Source organism: Christiangramia sediminicola (assembly GCF_031344135.1).
Taxonomy (GTDB): domain Bacteria; phylum Bacteroidota; class Bacteroidia; order Flavobacteriales; family Flavobacteriaceae; genus Christiangramia; species Christiangramia sediminicola.
In genome coordinates, this window is the sequence record NZ_JAVJIU010000002.1 from 138921 (window position 1) to 156046 (window position 17126).

Consider the following 17126-nt stretch of genomic DNA (forward strand, 5'->3'; position numbering starts at 1 on the left):
ATTACTATGCTTCTCTACCTTTCTTGAAGAATCTCCATCCGAAAAAGATAACCAGGATGATCAGGAAATACGGTAAGAAAGAAGTTGGTTCTCCATCTCCTTTAACCGTGGTGAATACACGATCCCATCTAATTTTATCGAATCCGCTGGCATTGGCATCCCAACTCAACCAAATGAAGACAGGTTTTCCTACCACGTGGTTCGCAGGAACATAACCCCAAACTCTACTATCTTCAGAGTTGTTACGATTATCTCCCATCATCCAGTAATAATCCTGTTTAAAAGTATAGCTATCTATTGGTTGACCGTTAAGCAACACCTGAGTACCGCTGATCTTTAGTGTATTATTTAGCCCGAATTCAGAACCTTCATAAGTTTCAATGATCTCTTTATAGAATCCCATAGATTCCGGGTTTATATCTACGGTAACTCCTTTTTTCGGTATGTAGATAGGTCCCATATTATCATTGTTCCAACTGCGTTTTCCATCATTTGGGAAAATTCCATTCTTTTTTGTTCCAGCTGAATCAACAATTCTTTCAATAGAAACTACATTTGGATGATTTCTAAATCTCTCCAAACTCTCTTCAGATAAAGACTGAACAACGAACGTATTTTTTGTAGGGTAATAGAAACCGTCAGTGATATCATAAAGTTTATACAGGTTTCTAGGATTGAAAGGCTGCCCTTTCGTTTGTGCGATATAAGAAAATTGCGGCTTGGCTCTATCAGGAAGCTGTAGCTGTTCACCATTAATATGAACATACCCATCAATTACTGAAAGAGAATCACCAGGAATTCCAACAGCTCTCTTTACATAATTCGACTTTTTATCTACTGGTTTCTGAAAATGCTCTCCTGAGCGATCAAAGAATTTCCGTACAGTATCTACCGGCCAGTTAAAGACCACAATATCATTTCTTTCTATTTCTTCAAATCCGGGAAATCTGAAATATGGTATTTGAGGTTTATTTAAATAAGACTTAACTCCCAGGATAGGAATGGTGTCGTGAACCATTGGAAAAGCTACTGCCGTTTGCGGTGCTCTGGCTCCGTAATGAAATTTACTAACGAATAGGAAATCACCAACTAATAATGTTTTTTCCAGGGAAGAGGTAGGAATGGTGAATGGCTGCATAAAGTAAGTGTGAACTATGGTCGCAGCAATCACGGCAAAAAGTACAGAACTTATCCATTCACCGGCTTCAGTTCTTGGTTTAAGATCACGATCTACGATATAGGCGTTATCTGTAGCGTAATTCACATAATAAATATAAAGACCAAGGCTTAAAATTACAGCAAAGGTTTCCGCAGTAGAGTTTCTACCAAAACTTCTAATGGTTTCTACCCATATCACCGGAATAATGATAAGATTTACGATAGGAATAAACATTAATATCACCCACCACCATGGCCGATTAATGATCTTCATTAAAACTACGGCATTATATACCGGTATTGCAGCTTCCCAGGCTTTTCTGCCTGCTCTTTGATATAATTTCCAGGTTCCCAGAAAATGAACCACCTGGATTAGCAGGAAAAAAATAAACCATTCAGTAAAAGTCATATGATGTAATCTTTACAGTATAAGGCAGAAATCACCTTGAATTGTTACAAATTAATTTTGAAATAGGTCAGATAGGACATCTTTCATGGTAAAAATACCAGTTTTGCCCTGTAGATATTCAGCAGCAACCACTGCGCCAAGTGCAAAGCCCTGTCTGGATTTCGCAGTATGAATAATTTCGATCTTATCTACCTCTGAGTCATAGGTTACGGTATGTGTACCCGGAACATTTTCCTCTCTTTTTGCATTGATAGGGATTTCGTCATCATCAGCATCTTCAAGTTGCCAGCCCTTTAGTTTTGAGTTTTCTTCAATAATCTGTTGCGCAAGGGTTATAGCAGTTCCGCTTGGAGCGTCTAACTTTTGAAGATGGTGAATCTCTTCTATATTTACTGAATAATCATCAAGTCCCTGCATCATTCCGGCCAGTTTCTTATTCAGCTCGAAAAATACGTTTACTCCTAAACTGAAATTAGAAGCGTAGATAAAGGCTGAATTTTCTTTCTCACAAATGCCTCTGGCTTTTTCATAATCTTCCAGCCAACCGGTAGTTCCGCTAACCACTGGAATATTATTTTTAAAACAGGTAGTAATATTTTTAAAAGCTGCTTTAGGGATACTGAAATCTATAGCAACATCGATATCAAGTTCTTTAAGATCATGATTCTCGATATCGTCTGAAACTTTCAAAACTATTTTATGGCCGCGGTTTTCAGCAATTTCTTCAATGGTTTTTCCCATTTTACCGTAACCCAATAGTGCTATATTCATATTAGAAATTATAATTTAATGTGAGTCCGTAGTTGGTTTTTCCTGAAAGTGCATCAAAATCAAGGTTCGGTTTAACCGAAAGATCTTCATCTACGTTGAATTGCCTAAGATGAGCCTGAACATTTGCATCCACAATATTTAGAATATAGATGCCCACAGTTACCAGAATAGAAATTTCCTTGTTTTTCTGATAGATCTCCTGTGCTCTAATCAACCCATCAGTGCTGATCCTTCGTACACCATTAACTGTGAATTCATCAGGTCTTCCGGCAAGTCGATTTTTATAGGCGTCGCGATATCTATCGTATTGTTTATCATTATCCAGGTAGAAATAGACCCCAGTTCCCAGGGCTCCGTACACTATGGGAATCTTCCAGTAACTACCATTGTAAGCCTGACCCAAACCAGGAAGCACGGCCGAATAAAATGCCGCTTTAGAAGGAGCCAGTGCATCATAAGGCTCATAATCTTTTTCTTTTAATTCCTTCTTGGATTCCTTTTCAGACTCCACAGCAAGAGAATCCTGTTGCGCAGAGACTACGGAAACTGTAAAAACAAAAAAGAATAAGAAAAAGTTGAATCTATTCTTCACCCCGAATTAATTTTTTGATCCTTTCGAAATCTTCTTCGGAAGAAAATGGTATGGTTAGTTTTCCGCTACCTTTTTTAGTAACCTTAACATCTACTTTGGTTCCCAGGTATTCGGTAAATTCCTTAATGCCTTTTTTATAAGTTTTTGGAACTGAAACTTTTTTGGCTGAAGTTTCGCTTTTCCCTACGCTGTTTAATTCTCTCACCAACTGTTCAGTATCCCTTACAGAAAGTGATTTCTGAAGGATCTTTTCATAGATATCAAGTTGTTTTTGAGTATCATCAATATTGATAAGAGCTCTACCATGACCCATACTTAAAAAACCATCTCTCATCCCAGTTTGGATGATCGGGTCTAATTTTAAAAGTCTCAGGTAATTTGCGATAGTAGACCTGTTCTTACCAATACGATCACTTAATTGTTCCTGGGTTAATTGAATCTCATCGATCAAACGCTGGTAAGATAAAGCGATTTCAATAGGATCAAGATCCTGCCTCTGGATATTCTCTACAAGAGCCATTTCAAGGGACTCCTGATCGTTCGCAATTCTTATATAAGCTGGAATAGTTTCAAGGCCAACAATTTTAGAAGCTCTGAATCTTCGTTCTCCAGAGACTAACTGGTATTTATCAAAATCAAGCTTTCTAACCGTAATAGGCTGAATAACGCCAAGTTCCCGAATGGAAGTAGCAAGTTCCTTTAAAGAATCTTCATTGAAACTTGTTCTTGGCTGAAAAGGATTGACTTCAATAGAAGACATCTCCAGTTCTACAATATGACCAACAAGCTTGTCGGCATTTTTATCTTCAGCAGATTTTATATCATTATCAGGATCTTTCAGTAGGGCTGAAAGTCCTCTTCCCAATGCTTGTTTCTTCGTAGCCTTAGCCATTCGTACTAGTTTTTCTTTATAATTTCATGTGCCAGGCTCAAATAATTGCTGGCTCCTTTGCTTGAAGCATCATAGTTTATAATGCTTTCTCCATAACTTGGTGCTTCACTTAAACGCACATTTCGCTGAATGATTGTTTCAAAAACCATTTCATCAAAATGTTTCTTTACTTCTTCAACAACCTGATTTGAAAGTCTTAACCTTGAATCATACATGGTAAGTAAAAGGCCTTCGATATCCAGCTTGTTATTATGAATTTTCTGTACGCTTTTAATTGTGTTTAATAGCTTGCCAAGTCCTTCCAGGGCAAAATATTCGCATTGAATAGGAATAATCACAGAATCTGAAGCTGTAAGAGCGTTCAGGGTTAAAAGACCCAGGGAAGGAGCACAGTCTATCAAAATAAAATCATACATGTCACGCAGAGGCTCAATCGCTTTTTTAAGCATAGATTCTCTTTGCTCCTGATCTACAAGCTCGATTTCAATAGCAACAAGGTCTATATGAGCAGGAATGATGTCCAGGTTAGGAGAACTGGTTTTTTGAATAGCCTGATCAGCTTTTATGGAATGTTCCAGTAGCTGATACGTACCATTTTCAACTTCCTCAACATCTATTCCCAGACCAGAAGTTGCGTTAGCCTGAGGATCGGCGTCAATCAATAATATCTTTTTTTCCAGAACCCCAAGTGATGCCGCAAGGTTCACAGATGTTGTGGTTTTTCCCACGCCTCCCTTTTGGTTGGCAATAGCAATGATTTTACCCATTAAATGTGTATGATTTTTGAAAAGTAAAAATACAATTTATTATAGGTTTAGAAAATGAAATTGTTAACAGCTTCTAAAGAAAAAACCGAATAAAATCCCAGTAAATTCAGGATGTTATCCGCTTTTTGATATTTTGCTCCAGTTTTTTGTTGAAAACTGAAAATTTTAGAGGGATTATTTACCCTTCTGAGATTTGATCATTTGCTCCAGCATATCCCACATTTCTTCAGGTACAGCTTCGAGTAAATTGAATTGCCCTGCGCCTTTTAACCATTCTCCACCATCGATCGTTATAACCTCACCATTTACATAGGCTGAAAAGTCTGAAACAAGGTAAGCAGCTAAGTTTGCCAGTTCCTGATGATCTCCAACTCGCTTCAAAGGAACTTTCTTAGCAAGGTCGAATTTCTCTTTCAGGTCACCTGGTAATAATCTATCCCATGCACCTTTGGTTGGGAAAGGTCCTGGAGCGATCGCGTTCGATCTTATTCCGTATTTAGCCCATTCCACAGCCAATGATCTGGTCATGGCTAAAACACCTGCTTTTGCCGTAGCACTTGGAACTACATATGCTGAACCCGTCCATGCATAAGTGGTCACAATATTCAGAATTGTTTTGTTTTCTTCTTTTTTGTCAATCCAGTGTTTACCCATAGCAAGCGTACAATTCTTGCTTCCTTTAAGCACAATGTCAATAATGGTATCAAAGGCATTGGCACTTAATCTTTCTGTAGGTGAGATAAAGTTTCCGGCTGCGTTATTTAATAGAATGTCCACCGATCCAAATTCAGCGACCACAGCATCACGCATCGCTTCTACCTGGTCGTAATGACGAACATCACACTGAACTGCGAAACAAGTTCCACCGGTTTCGTTTTCCAGTTCTTTTGCAGTATTTTCAAGTTTCTCAAGATTTCTAGAAGTGATCGCCACTTTTGCTCCCAATTCCAGGAAATACTTGGTCATTGATTTTCCAAGTCCGCTACCTCCACCGGTAACGATAATATTCTTTCCTTCAAGCGCATCGTCCCGAAGCATTTTTTTCTTTAAGTCCATATGTTGGTTGGTTTTAAGTCTTTATTCGTCAATTAATATTTCCAGAAGCTGCGTTGCCGCATCACTTATCTTGGTTCCAGGACCAAACACCGCAACGGCTCCCGCGTCAAAAAGGAATTGATAATCCTGCGACGGGATCACCCCGCCAACAATTACCATGATATCTTCTCTTCCTAATTTTCTTAGTTCTTCGATCACCTGCGGAACAAGAGTTTTATGTCCTGCTGCAAGCGATGAAACTCCCAGGATGTGTACATCATTTTCTGCCGCCTGTTGTGCCGCCTCTGCCGGAGTCTGAAATAACGGGCCAATATCCACGTCAAATCCAAGATCGGCGTATCCCGTAGCAACCACTTTTGCTCCACGGTCATGACCATCCTGACCCATTTTTGCCACCATGATCCTTGGGCGTCGCCCTTCCATTTCGGCAAACTTATCTGCCAGCTCTCTGGCCTTATTAAATGAACTATTATCTTTCATTTCTTTTGAATATACCCCGCTGAATGATTGAATTTTGGCCTTATATCTTCCATAAACATCTTCCAGCGCATCACTTATTTCGCCGAGACTTGCTCTTTCTCTGGCGGCTTCTACAGCAAGAGCAAGTAAATTGCCATTTTCTTCTTTAGCAGCTTTTCGAAGATTTTCCAGAGTCTGCTGAACTTTTTCTTCGTTTCGTTCAGCTCTTATCTTTTCAAGTCTGGCAACCTGTTGTTTTCTTACCGTTTGGTTATCAACTTCCAGAGTGACCAGTTCATCCTCTTTTTCAAGTCGATATTTGTTTACCCCAACGATAACATCGGTTTCGCTATCAATTCGCGCCTGTTTTTTCGCCGCTGCTTCTTCGATTCTCATTTTCGGAATTCCCGCTTCAATAGCTTTGGTCATTCCACCTAATTCTTCAACTTCTTCGATCAGTTTCCAGGCTTTTTCTGCGATCTCTTCCGTTAGCTTTTCTACATAGAAACTACCGGCCCATGGGTCTACAGTTTTGGTAATATTGGTTTCCTGTTGAAGGTATAATTGTGTGTTCCTGGCTATCCTTGCTGAAAAGTCTGTAGGTAATGCAATGGCTTCATCCAGCGCGTTGGTGTGTAAACTCTGAGTTCCGCCAAAAGCTGCTGCGGCAGCTTCGATACAGGTTCTTGCGACGTTGTTGAACGGATCCTGTTCGGTTAAACTCCAACCGCTGGTTTGAGAATGCGTTCTTAGGGAAAGTGATTTTGGATTCTTTGGATTAAACTGTTTAACCAGTTTAGCCCAGAGCATTCTTCCTGCACGCATCTTGGCGATCTCCATAAAGTGGTTCATTCCAATCGCCCAGAAAAAAGATAACCTCGGAGCGAAACTGTCAATATCCATCCCCGCGTCCAGTCCTTTTCTGATATATTCGAGTCCATCAGCAAGGGTATAGGCCAGCTCAATATCACAGGTCGCGCCCGCTTCCTGCATGTGATACCCGGAAATACTAATACTGTTGAATTTCGGCATATTTTGGGACGTATACTCAAATATGTCTGAAATGATCTTCATTGAAGGAGTGGGAGGATAGATGTAAGTATTTCTTACCATAAATTCCTTAAGAATATCATTCTGAATGGTTCCTGATAACAATTCAGGTTTTACTCCCTGTTCTTCAGCAGCTACAATGTAGAATGCCATAATTGGTAAAACCGCACCATTCATAGTCATTGAAACTGACATTTTATCCAGCGGAATCTGGTCGAACAATATTTTCATATCCTCAACCGAGTCTATGGCAACTCCGGCCTTTCCAACATCTCCAACTACACGGTCATGATCTGAATCATAACCACGATGCGTTGGCAGGTCAAAAGCTACCGAAAGTCCTTTCTGGCCTGCAGCAAGATTTCTTCGGTAAAAAGCATTGCTCTCTTCAGCTGTTGAAAATCCTGCATACTGGCGGATTGTCCATGGTCGGCTAACATACATGGTGCTATAAGGCCCACGTAAATATGGCGGAATTCCTGCAGCAAAATTTAAATGTTCGGCTTCTGAAATATCTTTTTTTGAATAAGAGGTTTTAATCTCTATTTCTTCAGGTGTTGTAAAGGTTCCCTTTTCCGAATCTGGTTTTATCTGAGAAAACTCTTTATCGGCAAGGTTTAAATTTTGAAGATCTTTGCGTTGCATAAATCTTGATTTTATTGGATTGGCTGACTTTGTTTTTCTTCTTCTAATCTCTTTTCCTCGCGTTCTTCACTCAGCCTTCTTTCCAGTATAGGTTCAATTAAAGTTTTTCTAGGATTCTTTTTTAGGAATGGATACAGTTCGATATCGTCTTTCATCCTGTCCTGCGGATTCTCGAACTTGTTAGTTCCAATAAGCACCAGGTCACCATTGTTGAATTTTTCCTGTTCCTCTTTTGCGCTATCCTTTATTTTTTTCTGAATAACGCCGGCTTTCAGTTCTTTCAGCAAACCGCCGCCTTTTTCGATATCCTTGAAAATATCCAGAGCTTTTTCAGCGAGCTGCTTCGTAATGGTTTCAACATAATAAGTGCCCTCAGCCACATTCCCGACTTTATCCATATAACTTTCGTTCCTCATGATCAAAAGCTGATTGCGGGCTATACGGTCTCCAAATTCATTGTCCTTGTGATAAATTGCATCATAAGGCATATTGCAGATGGCATCGGCTCCGCCCAGGATCGCACTCATGCTTTCGGTGGTGGTTCGCAACAGATTCACATTAAAATCATATAAAGTCTTTGTGCGTCTGGTAGGTTGGGCGATCACATGGCAGGTGGTGTTAAAACCAAATTCTTCAGCCACAGTTGCAAATAACCAGCGCAAGGCTCGAATCTTAGAGATCTCAAAGAAATAATCTGAACCTACTGAAACATTGAACTGAAAAGTGAAATTTTGCTTTTGTTCTTCAGAAAGATCCAATTCAGAAAAATGATTCAGATATTCTGTAGCCTGGCCGATAGAGTAGGCGAGTTGCTGTGGAATATTAGCTCCGGCGTTCTGATAAAGACCAAGATTAATACTTACTACCGATTCAAAATTGTGTGAATTCAGAATAATTGAATCCAGGTTTTCATGATCAGCCGTAAGATTATCGAACCAATTTCCTGTTCTGGCCAGTTTTCCATTAATATCGGTTTGTAGAAATACTTTTAGATTTTTTTCAGCGATGAGATTATCCAGTTTCTGAACATATTCCGTATCCAGAAATTCAAGATGTAAATAGACAGTAAGTCCTTCCGGAAGATCCTTCAATAGCTTTACGCAATCGATTTCATTATTAGGTAAAATAAACCAAATAGATTCTGTTCCTTTCTGAAGTTTTTCCAGCGCTTTTTTATTGGCATTTTCCGCAGAAACTACATAGATTTTTTCACAGATATTCCAATTCGCGGGATTTGAAACTTTTAAAGTTTCTTCAACATCTTCAGAAGAATAGAAAGGTTTTATATGGATGCCGTGAAGCGTTTTGGTGATGAGCTTCTCGTTATAATCGGCACCTTTAAGATCGGCCTGGATCTTTTGTTTCCATTGTTTTGCAGAAACTTCTTCAAAGTCCTGAAATAACAATTGTTTCATTATTAGTTGGTTTTGATTGGGAAGTTTTGCGAAGTCTAGTTTACGGTATCGTACTCGATAATGTAAATATCCTCATCAGGCCTTTTCATATAATATTTCTGTCGGGCGAACTTTTCAAGCTCTACCGAATCCTGAAGATTCTCAATGACTGCCTTATCTTTCGCAATTTCCTTTTGATAATAATTTTTGTTGTCCTGCAATTCGTTTATTTCCTGGTCCAGCTCATGATGAATAAACCATGAGTTTGTGTCCAGAAAGAACATCCACCCAGCAAATACAAGACTTATCAGTACATATTTGTTACTGATAAACCTGAACCAGGGCTTTTTTCGCAGGTCTTTAAATTTCATACGCTTTAAAGATACAAAATTAGGTTAAGCGATCTTTGATTATAGTCTGAACGATATCAACAGCAACGGTATTGTAGCGATTGGTAGGAATAATTATGTCTGCAAATTCTTTGGTAGGCTCAATGAATTGCTGATGCATTGGTTTTAAAGTAGTCTGGTAACGCCATAGCACTTCTTCAAGATCACGGCCTCTTTCAGCAATATCACGTTTTAATCTACGTATCAATCTCTCATCACTATCTGCATGCACGTAGATCTTGATATCGAATAACTCACGAATTTCAGGATGCGTAAGAATAAGAATCCCTTCAACGATCACTACTTTTCTAGGATGGATCTCGATAGTTTCACCAGTTCTGTTATGTTCTTTAAAAGAATATACCGGTTGCTGAATTGATTTTCCAGATTTCAATTCTTTTAAATGCTCGCCTAAAAGGTCAAAATCGATAGATTTAGGATGGTCAAAATTTATCTTTTTTCGTTCTTCAAAAGACAGGTGAGAAGTATCCTGGTAATAAGAATCCTGAGAAATCACATCTACTTCTTCGTTCTTTAGTTCTTCAATGATCTGATTTACTACCGTTGTTTTTCCGCTTCCCGTACCTCCGGCAATACCAATTATAAGCATAGAGTTGAAATTTGCGCAAAGGTAATATTAGTTTTTAAAAATTTTTGGAGGAATCTATACCCATTTGACGAAAATTGGAATTATATCAAAATAAAAAAGCCGGACTGTTAATACAATCCGACTTCTATTATAAGAATGATTTTTTTATTCTTCTTTCTTTTGCACAGCGGAAACTTCTTCTTCGGTAACCATATCCTTGATATTGTTACTCCAGGAATTCATCACATAATTCATAGCATCAGCAACTTCCTTGTCGCTTAATCCCATAGGTGTCATGATATTATCATATTTCTCACCATTCACTTCGATTGGTCCCTGCATTCCATATTTCACTCCGCGTATACTCTCCTCACGTTTTTCAGTTAACCAGTTTGAGCCATCGAGTGGAGGATAAGTTCCTGCAATACCTTTACCAGTTGGCAGGTGACATGTCACACAAAGATCTGAATAAACCTCTTTTCCTCTTTCGATACTGGCTTTTAAAGGAGTTTGTGAACTTGATTTTTCAGAAGAAGGGATCACATAAGAATCCTCCTCGTTTTCAGCATCATTTTCTTTTTTGTCTGATTTACAGGCTACCATAGCTGCTGCCAATCCAAATACAAATAGCAGTTTTTTCATAATAATTATTGGTTGTTGGTTAATTTTGCAATTCCTTTTCCTTCTATGGCTACATAGATATTTCCATCAGGTCCCTGCCTCACATCTCTCATTCTTCCCGAGTCTTCAAGCAATTTAGTTCTTTTTGTGATCTTTTTACCATCAAGATTTAAAAGTTCCAGGTACTGGAATTTCAATGATCCCACTAATAAATTGCCTTTTAATTCCGGAAACTTATCTGAAGTGACATAAGCAAATCCACTAGGCGCGATAGATGGTAGCCAATAGAAAATAGGATCTGCCATATTTGGTCTTGATCTTTCATCGGTAATTGGTGTACCGCTATAGTTTTCTCCGTAGGTCACAACTGGCCAGCCGAAATTCGCCCCTTTCTTAACCACATTAATTTCATCTCCACCTTTAGGTCCGTGTTCATGAACCCAGATCTCTCCTGTTTCTGGATTTAGTATCATCCCCTGTGGATTACGGTGACCATAAGAGTAGATAGCCTCCACCGCATTTTCTTCACCTATAAACGGATTGTCTGAGGGTACAGTTCCATCATCATTCAGCCTGTAAACTTTTCCATTATCACGTGTGATATCCTGCGGATTCACATCACGTTCGCCACGCTCACCAGCACTGAAGTATAAATAGCCTTCCTTATCGAAAGCGATCCTTGATCCAAAATGCTGACCCTTTGTAGTATTCGGACTGGCTTTATAAAGAACTTCCTTACTCGTTAATTGATCACCATTTAGTTTGGCTCTCATAATAGCTGTATTTCCGCCATCACCTTCGCCTTCTTTGGAAGCATAGGAGAAATAGATCCATCCGTTATTATTATAATCTGGATGTAAAACCACATCAAGCAAACCTCCCTGTCCACGGTCATAGACTTCCGGGCCGCCTTTAACCTGAGTTTTTGTACCGTTTTTGAAATGAATGATATCTCCATTCTTTTCAGTGATAAGCATGCTGTTATCTGGAAGGAAAGTGAATCCCCAAGGGATTTTCAAGCCCTCGACCACCATTTCGTAGGAGTATTTATCTGAACTCTCGGCGTCAATAGGATCTGGAACTTCAGTTTGTGTTTCAGTAGGTTCTTCGGTGTTTTCCTGATTTGTTTGATCAACTTCAGCAGTATCTGTTGTTTTATCAGATTCACCGCAGGCATAGAGGCTAAAAGCGACTCCTATACCCAGTAAAATTCTTTTCATAGCATTGCAATTTATTAGCCTAAAAAGGCATTAAGTAAACTAAGATATAAAAAATTAAAAGTTTTCATTGTGAGAGATTAAATATTCTTATATTTGCCGCCCAATTATGGTTGAAAAGCCATCTCGGGGTGTAGCGTAGCCCGGTCATCGCGCCTGCTTTGGGAGCAGGAGGTCGCAGGTTCGAATCCTGCCACCCCGACCAAAAAAGCCTGTTGAATTTCAACAGGCTTTTTTTATTGTAATATATTTTTCACTAACAGTTTATATACAGCATTAGTTTAAACTAATAAACGTTTAATGTTCAAAGGAATATGAATTCTCTTGATTCATTTTGATTCAATTTGTATGTTTTATTATATAAATAAAAGGCCATTCATTTAGAATGGCCTTTTTTAATCAGCTAATTAAAATTCAACTATTGCCATCCACCGCCTAGATTACGATACATGGCCACTCTAGCGAGGAGTTGATCCTTCTTGGTTTCCACCAATTCCATCTTTGCTTCTAAAGATTCTCTTTGCGTAAGTAAAACTTCTAGATAATCTGCCCTGGCAGATCTGAAAAGCTTATTGGTAAGTTCTATAGACTGAGTTAGTGCCTCAACCTGATTCTCCTTCAATTCATAACTCTTTCTCAGATTTTCAATTTTTGAGACCCCATTTTTTACTTCGATATAAGCATTTAAAATGGTTTTTTCATAATCGAAAACAGCCTGAAGTTGCCTGTCGTTAGCTGTACTATATTCCGCTTTTATGGCATTTCGATTGATCAAGGGAGCAAACATGTCACCCGCCAGCGAGTACAATAAAGACTCGGGAGTCGAGGTTAGAAATTTTGTACTAAATGCTTCCAATCCAACTCCGGCCTTTATAGCAAAAGATGGATAAAAATTAGCTCTAGCAACCTTGGTGTCTAGTTTTGCAGCAGCTAATTCAAATTCTGCCCTTCTAATATCAGGTCGGTTTTGCAGCAGCTGAGATGGAATTCCTGAATAGATCGTATCCATTTCTTTTTCAATGAAAGTTTCAGAATCTCTTTCAACATGCTGAGGTACTCTCCCAATAAGGAAATTGATCCTGTTCTCTGTCTCCACGATCTCCTGGGCTACGGAATATTTCTCACTGCGATTCTTCAAAACTTCGGCTTCAAATCTTTTCACACCAAGTTCAGTTGCTCTTGCCGCCTGTTTCTGAATACGAATTGTTTTTAAAGCATTTGTTTGAAGTTCCAGATTCTGCTCAATGATCATTAATTCATTATCCAATGCCTGAAGCTCATAATAGGAGTCTGCGATCTCAGAAATGAGATTTGTGATCATGAAATTCTTCCCTTCAACTGTAGATAGATATTCCATCATAGCAGCTTTTTTTGAATTTCGAAGTTTTTTCCAGACATCCAGTTCCCAGGAAGCAAAGGCTCCTACAGTATAATTTGGTAAGGGCTCTGGAAATTCCTGGTCTGGTCTAATGTCGGTATTCGCGTCATTAGCTCCCTGGCTCGTGTATCTACCTACTTTTTCAGTTTCGGCAGCTGCCTGAATATTCACTGAAGGCAGGTATTCTCCTTTTCTTGCTCGAATTTCATTTTTCGCAATGGAAACCTGCTGCAACATAATGTTTAGTTCCTGGTTATTTACCAGCGCAGTATCGATAAGGGCAACCAGTTGCGGATCTGAAAAGAATTCTTTCCAGTTGATATTCGCAGTATTTGAGGAATCTTCGACTTGGGCATTGTCATAACTTTCAGGCAGAGAATTATTCTCTTCCCGAATATCCCTGGTGGGTACGCATCCTAAAATGAATAATGTACCTACGACCAATACCAGGGAAATTCTAATTTTTCTAATATTGAAAAGCTTATTCTTGTTCATCGTCTTTTCTTTTCATTAGTTTTTTCAATTGTTTGTTCATCTTTTTCAAACGAGTTCGAATACTACCTTCACCTTCATTATTTCTAAAGAATTCTTCTGAAATTGGCTCATCAAATTCATCCTTGATAAGGCTTTTACCGTCAGCCATTTTTCCGAAGATGTAATAAAGACCAGGAATTATGAGTACCCCGAAAAGTGTTCCTAATAGCATTCCACCCATCGCTGAACCACCGATGGTTCGGTTACCAATTGCGCCGGCACCTGTAGCGATCACTAGAGGAATAAGACCTGCGATAAATGCGAATGAAGTCATCAGGATAGGACGGAAACGCATTCTAGCACCTTCAATGGCAGCTTCCAGAACAGTAGCGCCTTCGCGGCGTTTTAAAACGGCAAACTCTACGATCAACACTGCGTTTTTACCTAGGAGGCCTATAAGCATGATCATCCCGATCTGAGCGTAAACGTCATTGGAAAGCCCCATCAGTTTCAGCAATAAAAAAGAACCGAATATCCCTATAGGCAGTGAAAGTAAAACTGCCAATGGTAAAAGGAAACTTTCATATTGAGCGGCCAGAACGAAATAGACAAAAATGAGCACTATTATGAAAATATATAATGCGTCATTGCCTCGATTTGCCTCATCGTATGAAAGACCTTCCCAGGCAATATCGTAGCCGCGAGGAAGCTTTTCTTTCGCAACTTCTCTTATGGCTTGGATGGCATCGGCACTAGTGTAACCTTTTGCCGGTAAACCTCGTATGGCGGCAGAATTATATAGATTATACCTGGTTATCTCATTAGGTCCCAGCTTTTTTTCCAGTTTCATGAATGCGGAATAAGGAACCATTTCACCTTCCTCATTTTTCACATACAATTTTTCAAGATCTGAAGGCATCGCCCTGTATTCGGGAGCTGCCTGAGTATACACTTTGAAAAATCTACCATATTTAATGAATCCCTGCTCGTATGTACTACCAATAAGAATATTTAGGTTTTCCATGGCTTTTCCTATAGAAACTCCTTTTTGCATCGCTGCCTTATTGTTGATCTGCAATTCATATTGCGGATAATTTGCCGCGAAAAAAGTGAATAAACCACTTAGTTCTTCACGTTCTCCCAGGGCATCCAGAAAATCATTATTGATCTTTTCAAATTCCTGATAATCGGTAGAATTCGTTTTATCTAATAATCTTAGAGAGAATCCACCAGATGAACCAAAACCGGGAACTGCCGGCGGTTCAAAAAATTCGATAACGGCTCCGAGATCTTTAGACTCTTCTTCTAGTTCTTCCATAATTTCATGGACCGAATGATGACGATCTCTCCAGGGTTTTAGATTAATGAGGCAGGTACCGGCATTTGATCCACGACCTTCGGTCATGATCTCGTATCCAGCAAGGGAAGAAACAGATTCGACTCCTTCAATTTCCTCGCTAATTTTCATCAATTTCTGGGCAACTTCATTGGTACGCTCCAAAGTCGCTCCAGGAGGAGTTTGAATAATAGCATAGATCATTCCCTGATCTTCATTAGGAATAAATCCAGAAGGCAAAACTTTGTTGGTCACAAATATCCCGGCACAGAATGCCACTAACAATCCAAAGGTCAGGAGTCGCCGATTAACGATATAGTTAAGAAAACCAATATAACGTCCGGTAAGTCTTTCGAATTTTCGATTAAACCAGTCTATAAATCTATTTACCGGAGATTTTTTCCGTGGCTTTCCATGGTTGTTTTTAAGCAACATAGCGCATAAAACCGGCGTAAGTGTTAAAGCAACTACCGCAGAAATTACGATAGATCCGGCCATGGTGATCGAAAATTGTCTATAGAATACGCCTACCGGTCCAGACATAAATGATATTGGGATAAATACCGATACCATGACCATGGTGATAGCAAGTATTGCTCCTCCAATTTCACCAAGAGCTTCGGTGGCAGCTTTATATGGAGTCAGGTTCTTTTCCTCCATTTTCAAATGAACGGCTTCTACAACTACAATCGCATCATCCACCACAATTCCAATTGCTAAAACCAGTGCGAACAGCGTGATAAGATTTATTGAAAGTCCGAACAGTTGCATCACGAAAAAAGCTCCGATAAGGGATACGGGAACTGCTATTATTGGTATCAGGGTTGACCTCCAGTCTCCCAAGAACAGGAATACCACGATTGCAACCAGAATAAAGGCATCCCTAAGTGTGTGTAAAACCTGCTCAATGGAAGCATCCAGGAAATTAGAAACGTCATAACTTATTTCGTAATCCACTCCCGGAGGAAGGTCCTGTTTTAATTCTTTCAGTTTTTCCTTAACATCCTTGATCACATCACTACCATTGCTTCCGAAGGTTTGTTTTAAAACAATAGAAGCAGAAGGCTTTCCATCAAGATTGGAATAAATATCAAAAAATTCGCTTCCCAATTCTACTTCAGCGACATCGCCCAGGCTAACCGTTTGCCCTTCTTTATTGGATTCAATGATAATATCTTCATATTCTTCGGGTTCGCTAAATCTATCGCGATAAGTAAGTACATATTCCAGTGCCTGAGATTTTTTCCCGGAACTTCTACCAATTCTTCCGGGACGCGCAAGAATACTCTGATCTTCCATAGCTTCCAGGATCTCTTCCGCAGAAATATTATAAGCTCTCATTCTATCCGGTTTCAGCCAGACACGCATGGCATATTTTCTACTTCCCAGGATCTGTGCGTTGGCGATACCGTTGATCCTCTGAATTTCAGGAACTATCCGGGTGTAGGCATAATTATAAAGGAACTTTTCATCTGTATCCTTATTCTTGCTATACAGGTTCACATACATCAACATGCTGGGCTGAACCGGAGTGATGATCACACCTTCACGCTGAACCAATTCTGGTAGCAAAGGCATAACCTGATCTACCCGGGTCTTTACCCGGACGACGGCATCATTGGGATCTACCCCAGGTTCAAATATTACTCTAAGCGTTCCTTCACCTGCACTGGTGGCATCAGAAGCGATATAACGCATATCCTGCACTCCGTTAATAGCAGTTTCCAGTGGGATCAAGGTAGACTTTACCAATACATCTGCACTGGAACCGGGATAGGCGATAAAGATATTTACGGTGGTTGGGGCAATCTGTGGAAACTGCGATATAGGCAGTTGCTTGATAGCCAGCGTGCCTATAAATACGATCATCACCGAGATGACGATAGCGAGTACCGGTCTTTTTATAAACTTTTTAAACATTTTCTAAAG

Annotated in this window: 14 protein-coding genes and 1 tRNA gene; 1 reads left to right on the forward strand and 14 read right to left on the reverse strand. The window is 39.5% G+C overall.

Annotated features, from left to right (window positions below; genetic code table 11):
- Window positions 1-4 precede the first annotated feature (4 nt).
- From lepB to RE431_RS04485, 12 genes are all read right to left on the reverse strand, one after another.
- Entirely contained in the window at window positions 5-1567 is a 1563-nt protein-coding gene (gene lepB, locus RE431_RS04430; RefSeq protein WP_309560758.1) for a signal peptidase I, read from the reverse strand.
- A 51-nt stretch (window positions 1568-1618) separates the two neighbouring features.
- Window positions 1619-2338 (reverse strand): 4-hydroxy-tetrahydrodipicolinate reductase, encoded by a 720-nt coding sequence (dapB, locus tag RE431_RS04435; RefSeq protein ID WP_309560759.1) that lies wholly within the window; start codon window positions 2336-2338, stop codon window positions 1619-1621.
- Window position 2339: 1 nt separating this feature from the next.
- On the reverse strand, window positions 2340-2930 hold the full coding sequence (locus RE431_RS04440; RefSeq protein ID WP_309560760.1) for a DUF5683 domain-containing protein: 591 nt from the start codon (window positions 2928-2930) through the stop codon (window positions 2340-2342).
- Window positions 2920-3822 (reverse strand): ParB/RepB/Spo0J family partition protein, encoded by a 903-nt coding sequence (locus RE431_RS04445; protein ID WP_309560761.1) that lies wholly within the window; start codon window positions 3820-3822, stop codon window positions 2920-2922. Before RE431_RS04445 ends, RE431_RS04440 begins: the two co-directional genes overlap by 11 nt.
- A gap of 5 nt (window positions 3823-3827) precedes the next feature.
- Complete coding sequence (locus RE431_RS04450; RefSeq protein WP_309560762.1) at window positions 3828-4589, reverse strand: ParA family protein; 762 nt, start codon at window positions 4587-4589, stop codon at window positions 3828-3830.
- 174 nt (window positions 4590-4763) lie between these two features.
- The gene (locus tag RE431_RS04455; protein ID WP_309560763.1) at window positions 4764-5645 is read right to left on the reverse strand and encodes an SDR family oxidoreductase; all 882 of its coding nucleotides are present in this window, start codon (window positions 5643-5645) and stop codon (window positions 4764-4766) included.
- A gap of 21 nt (window positions 5646-5666) precedes the next feature.
- A complete protein-coding gene (scpA, locus tag RE431_RS04460) occupies window positions 5667-7799 on the reverse strand; it encodes a methylmalonyl-CoA mutase (protein ID WP_309560764.1) in 2133 nt (710 codons plus the stop codon).
- Window positions 7800-7810: 11 nt separating this feature from the next.
- Window positions 7811-9214, reverse strand: coding sequence for a methylmalonyl-CoA mutase subunit beta (locus tag RE431_RS04465; RefSeq protein ID WP_309560765.1), 1404 nt, complete (start codon window positions 9212-9214; stop codon window positions 7811-7813).
- Window positions 9215-9249: 35 nt separating this feature from the next.
- Entirely contained in the window at window positions 9250-9564 is a 315-nt protein-coding gene (locus tag RE431_RS04470) for an FtsB family cell division protein (RefSeq protein ID WP_309560766.1), read from the reverse strand.
- A gap of 19 nt (window positions 9565-9583) precedes the next feature.
- A complete protein-coding gene (gene udk, locus RE431_RS04475; RefSeq protein ID WP_309560767.1) occupies window positions 9584-10192 on the reverse strand; it encodes a uridine kinase in 609 nt (202 codons plus the stop codon).
- Window positions 10193-10336: 144 nt separating this feature from the next.
- Entirely contained in the window at window positions 10337-10813 is a 477-nt protein-coding gene (locus tag RE431_RS04480) for a c-type cytochrome (protein ID WP_309560768.1), read from the reverse strand.
- A 5-nt stretch (window positions 10814-10818) separates the two neighbouring features.
- The gene (locus RE431_RS04485; RefSeq protein ID WP_309560769.1) at window positions 10819-12012 is read right to left on the reverse strand and encodes a PQQ-dependent sugar dehydrogenase; all 1194 of its coding nucleotides are present in this window, start codon (window positions 12010-12012) and stop codon (window positions 10819-10821) included.
- Between the two features lie 124 nt (window positions 12013-12136).
- On the opposite strand from RE431_RS04485, the gene RE431_RS04490 reads away from it, so the two are divergent.
- Window positions 12137-12214: transfer RNA gene (locus RE431_RS04490), tRNA-Pro, on the forward strand.
- A 213-nt stretch (window positions 12215-12427) separates the two neighbouring features.
- Here RE431_RS04490 and RE431_RS04495 read toward each other — a convergent pair.
- Window positions 12428-13882, reverse strand: coding sequence for a TolC family protein (locus RE431_RS04495; RefSeq protein ID WP_309560770.1), 1455 nt, complete (start codon window positions 13880-13882; stop codon window positions 12428-12430).
- On the reverse strand, window positions 13869-17117 hold the full coding sequence (locus RE431_RS04500; RefSeq protein ID WP_309560771.1) for an efflux RND transporter permease subunit: 3249 nt from the start codon (window positions 17115-17117) through the stop codon (window positions 13869-13871). The genes RE431_RS04495 and RE431_RS04500 overlap by 14 nt, the downstream gene beginning before the upstream one ends.
- Between the last annotated feature and the right edge of the window lie 9 nt (window positions 17118-17126).